Genomic DNA, 3842 nt, shown 5'->3' with positions numbered 1-3842 from the left:
GGGCGAGACGATCCTGATCGAGACGGACGAGGTGCAGCTGGCGCGCCCGGTGCGGCTGATCCATCCCCGCTGGCCGCTCTACGTGATCCCGCGCGAGGACGGCCTGTTCATGCTGGGCGCGACATCGATCGAGGCCGAGGACACCGGCGTCAGCGTGCGTTCGGCGCTGGAATTGCTGGGCGCCGCCTACACCGTGCATCCCGCGTTCGGCGAAGCCCGCATCGTCGAATTCGGCTCCGGCCTGCGGCCCGCCTTTCCCGACAATTTGCCGCGCATCGGCATCCGCGGCAGCCAGATCAGCGTCAACGGCCTCTACCGCCACGGCTTCCTGATCGCGCCCGCGCTCGCCGAGCTGACGCTTGCCTACGTCCAGCGCGGCCAGATCGACAACGAGGTGATGCAGTGCGCGTGATCGTCAATGGTGAGCAGCGCGAGGTGACTTCCGCCAGCGTCGACGCGCTGCTCGCCGAGCTCGACTACGAGGGCACCCATTTCGCCATCGCGCTGAACTACGACGTCGTGCCGAAAAGCCGCTGGGCCGAGACTGAGCTCAAGGCCGGCGACGAGATCGAGATCATCACGCCGCGGCAGGGAGGGTGAGGTGATGCGCTCTCTTCGCGAGGCCGGCTCACTTTGGCCCGTCATTCCGGGGCACGCGAAGCGTGAACCCGGAATCTCGCGCCACAACTTCGAGATTCCGGATCGGACCGCGTACCGCGGCCCGTCCGGAATGACGGGAACTTCAACATGGTGACCTTCTACGGCAAGACCTTCTCTTCGCGCCTCCTCATCGGCAGCGCGCTCTATCCCTCGCCCGCGATCATGCAGGACGCCATCCGCGCCTCCGGCGCCGGCATCGTCACGGTGTCTTTGCGGCGCGAATCCGCCGGCGGCAAGACCGGGGACGCGTTCTGGAAGCTGATCCGCGAGCTCGACGTGTCGGTGCTGCCGAACACCGCGGGATGCCGCACCGTGCGCGAGGCGGTGACGACGGCCAAGCTCGCGCGCGAATTGTTCGGCACGAACTGGATCAAGCTCGAGGTCATCGCCGACAACGACACGCTGCAGCCCGACGTCGTCGGCCTGGTCGAAGCCGCGAGCATCCTGATCAAGGACGGTTTTGAAGTCTTCCCCTATTGCACCGAGGATCTCTCGGTGGCGAACCGCCTGGTCGATGCCGGCTGCAGGGTTGTGATGCCGTGGGCCGCGCCGATCGGCAGCGCGAAGGGCATCACCAACCGCGATGCGTTGAAACTGCTGCGCGAACGGCTGCCCGACATCACGCTGGTGGTCGATGCGGGTCTCGGCGCGCCCAGTCATGCCGCGCAGGCGCTCGAGCTCGGTTATGACGCCGTGCTGCTCAACACCGCCATTGCGAAAGCCACCGATCCCGTCGCGATGGCGACCGCCTTCCGCTTGGGCTGTGAGGCCGGCCGCACCGCTTACGAGGCCGGGCTGATGAACGCCCGCGACTTCGCCTCCCCCTCCACCCCTGTCGTTGGGACACCGTTCTGGCATGCAATATCCTGATCGCTTTTATCCCGTCGTCGACAGCCTCCAATGGGTCGAACGCCTGACAAAACTCGGCGTCGGCACCATCCAGCTCCGCTCGAAGGAGCTCGACGACTCCCAGGCGCTTCAGATCGTCTCCGACGCGCTGGCGATCACCAAGGGAACGCAGGCCAAGCTGGTCGTGAACGATTATTGGCGCGCCGCGATCGTCGCCGGCGCAGAGTATCTGCATCTCGGCCAGGAGGACCTCGCTGACGCCGACCTCGATGCTATCCGCGAGGCCGGTCTCAAGCTCGGCATCTCCACCCATGACGATTCCGAGCTTGCCACCGCGCTCGAAGCCAAGCCCGACTATGTCGCGCTCGGCCCGATCTTCTTCACCACCCTGAAATCGATGCGCTTCGAGCCGCAGGGCATCCCGAAGATCACCGAATGGAAAAAGCGCATCGGCGCCATCCCGCTGGTCGCGATCGGCGGCATCAAGTTCGAGCACGCCGCGGAGATCTTCGCCGCCGGCGCGGATTCCATCGCGGTGGTCTCCGACGTCACCCAGAACCCCGACCCCGACGCCCGCGTGCGGCAATGGCTCGGCCTGAAGGAGGCAGAGTGATGCGCCTCGCTCTCACCTCACCCACGCTGTCATCGCCCGGCTTGACCGGGCGATCCAGTACGCCGCGCCTTCTCGGCCCTAGCCGAACCGCCTCTGGAATACTGGATCCCCGCCTTCGCGGGGATGACAGCCGAATTTGTCTCTCGCGCAGCGACGCCAACGAACTGAGTTAAGGAGGATCCCCATGAACATCCGCTCCAACCCCGACAAAACCGTCCCCGCCGTCACCACCGGCCCGCTGCCCTCCTCGCGAAAAATCTTCGCGACCCCCGACGCCGCGCCTGACATCCGCGTGCCGCTGCGCGAGATCATCCTGTCCGAAGGCGCCGGCGAGCCCAACCTGCCGGTCTACGACACCTCCGGCCCCTACACCGACCCTGATGTCACCATCGACGTCAACGCCGGCCTGCCCCGCAACCGCAAGGCCTGGGTCCTGGAGCGCGGCGGCGTCGAGGAATATGAGGGACGCCAGGTCAAGCCGGAGGACAACGGCAACCTCTCCACCGACAAGGCCGCGCGCGCCTTCTCGGCCTATCACAAGCCCTTACGCGGCCTCGACGGCCACAAGATCACCCAGCTCGAATTCGCCCGCGCCGGCATCATCACCAAGGAGATGATCTACGTCGCCGCCCGCGAGAACCTCGGGCGCAAGCAGCAGCTGGAGCGCGCCGAATCGGCCCTCGCCGACGGCGAAAGCTTTGGCGCCTCGGTGCCCGCCTTCATCACGCCGGAGTTCGTGCGCGACGAGATCGCCCGCGGCCGCGCCATCATCCCCTGCAACATCAACCACAGTGAACTCGAGCCGATGATCATCGGCCGCAACTTCCTGACGAAGATCAACGCCAATATCGGCAACTCCGCCGTGACCTCGTCGGTCGAGGAAGAGGTCGAGAAGATGGTGTGGGCGATCCGCTGGGGCGCCGACACCGTGATGGACCTCTCGACGGGGCGCAACATCCACACCACGCGCGAATGGATCCTGCGCAACTCGCCGGTGCCGATCGGCACCGTTCCCATCTATCAGGCGCTGGAGAAGTGCAACGGCGATCCCGTCAAGCTGACCTGGGAGCTCTACAAGGACACCCTGATCGAGCAGTGCGAGCAGGGCGTCGACTATTTCACCATCCACGCCGGCGTGCGCCTGCAATACATCCACCTCACCGCCAGCCGCGTCACCGGCATCGTCAGCCGCGGCGGCTCGATCATGGCGAAGTGGTGCCTGGCGCATCACAAGGAAAGCTTCCTCTACACGCATTTCGACGAGATCTGCGACCTCATGCGCAAGTATGACGTCTCGTTCTCGCTCGGCGACGGCCTGCGTCCGGGCTCGATCGCCGATGCCAACGACCGCGCGCAGTTCGCGGAGCTGGAGACCCTCGGCGAGCTGACGAAAATCGCATGGGACAAGGGCTGCCAGGTCATGATCGAAGGCCCCGGCCACGTGCCGATGCACAAGATCAAGATCAACATGGACAAGCAGCTCAAGGAGTGTGGGGAAGCGCCGTTCTACACGTTGGGACCGCTGACCACCGACATCGCGCCGGGCTATGACCACATCACCTCAGGGATCGGTGCGGCCATGATCGGCTGGTTCGGCTGCGCCATGCTCTGCTACGTCACGCCGAAGGAGCATCTCGGCCTCCCTGATCGTAACGATGTCAAGACCGGCGTCATCACCTACAAGATCGCCGCCCACGCCGCCGACCTCGCCAAGGGCCAC

Annotated in this window: 5 protein-coding genes; all 5 read left to right on the top strand. The window is 65.6% G+C overall.

Going from position 1 to position 3842, the window contains the following annotated elements; translation table 11 throughout:
• Positions 1-412, top strand: a 412-nt coding sequence (locus JHD07_RS34995) for an FAD-dependent oxidoreductase (protein WP_291630491.1), incomplete at its 5' end; no start/stop codon positions are given.
• Positions 403-600 carry a sulfur carrier protein ThiS gene (gene thiS / locus JHD07_RS34990; protein WP_291630489.1) on the top strand — a complete coding sequence of 66 codons (198 nt, stop codon included), beginning with the start codon at positions 403-405 and terminating at the stop codon, positions 598-600. The genes JHD07_RS34995 and thiS, both read left to right, overlap by 10 nt.
• Before the next feature lie 147 nt (positions 601-747).
• Positions 748-1530 (top strand): thiazole synthase, encoded by a 783-nt coding sequence (locus tag JHD07_RS34985; protein WP_291630487.1) that lies wholly within the window; start codon positions 748-750, stop codon positions 1528-1530.
• Positions 1517-2122, top strand: a complete 606-nt coding sequence (locus JHD07_RS34980; protein WP_291630485.1) for a thiamine phosphate synthase — start codon at positions 1517-1519, stop codon at positions 2120-2122. The genes JHD07_RS34985 and JHD07_RS34980 overlap by 14 nt, the downstream gene beginning before the upstream one ends.
• Before the next feature lie 184 nt (positions 2123-2306).
• Positions 2307-3842: phosphomethylpyrimidine synthase ThiC (gene thiC, locus JHD07_RS34975; RefSeq protein ID WP_291630482.1), on the top strand; the 1536-nt coding region annotated here is incomplete at its 3' end.

Source organism: Bradyrhizobium sp. (assembly GCF_016462955.1).
In the GTDB taxonomy this organism is placed as follows: domain Bacteria; phylum Pseudomonadota; class Alphaproteobacteria; order Rhizobiales; family Xanthobacteraceae; genus Bradyrhizobium.
The sequence above is the reverse complement of the archived record's forward strand: the minus strand, read 5'-3'. Positions and strand labels throughout refer to the sequence as shown.

Bases quoted from the DNA above. Each gene is read 5' to 3' on its own strand.
- JHD07_RS34980 (WP_291630485.1), top strand. From the start codon at position 1,517: ATGCAATATCCTGATCGCTTTTATCCCGTCGTCGACAGCCTCCAATGG.
- JHD07_RS34985 (WP_291630487.1), top strand. From the start codon at position 748: ATGGTGACCTTCTACGGCAAGACCTTCTCTTCGCGCCTCCTCATCGGC.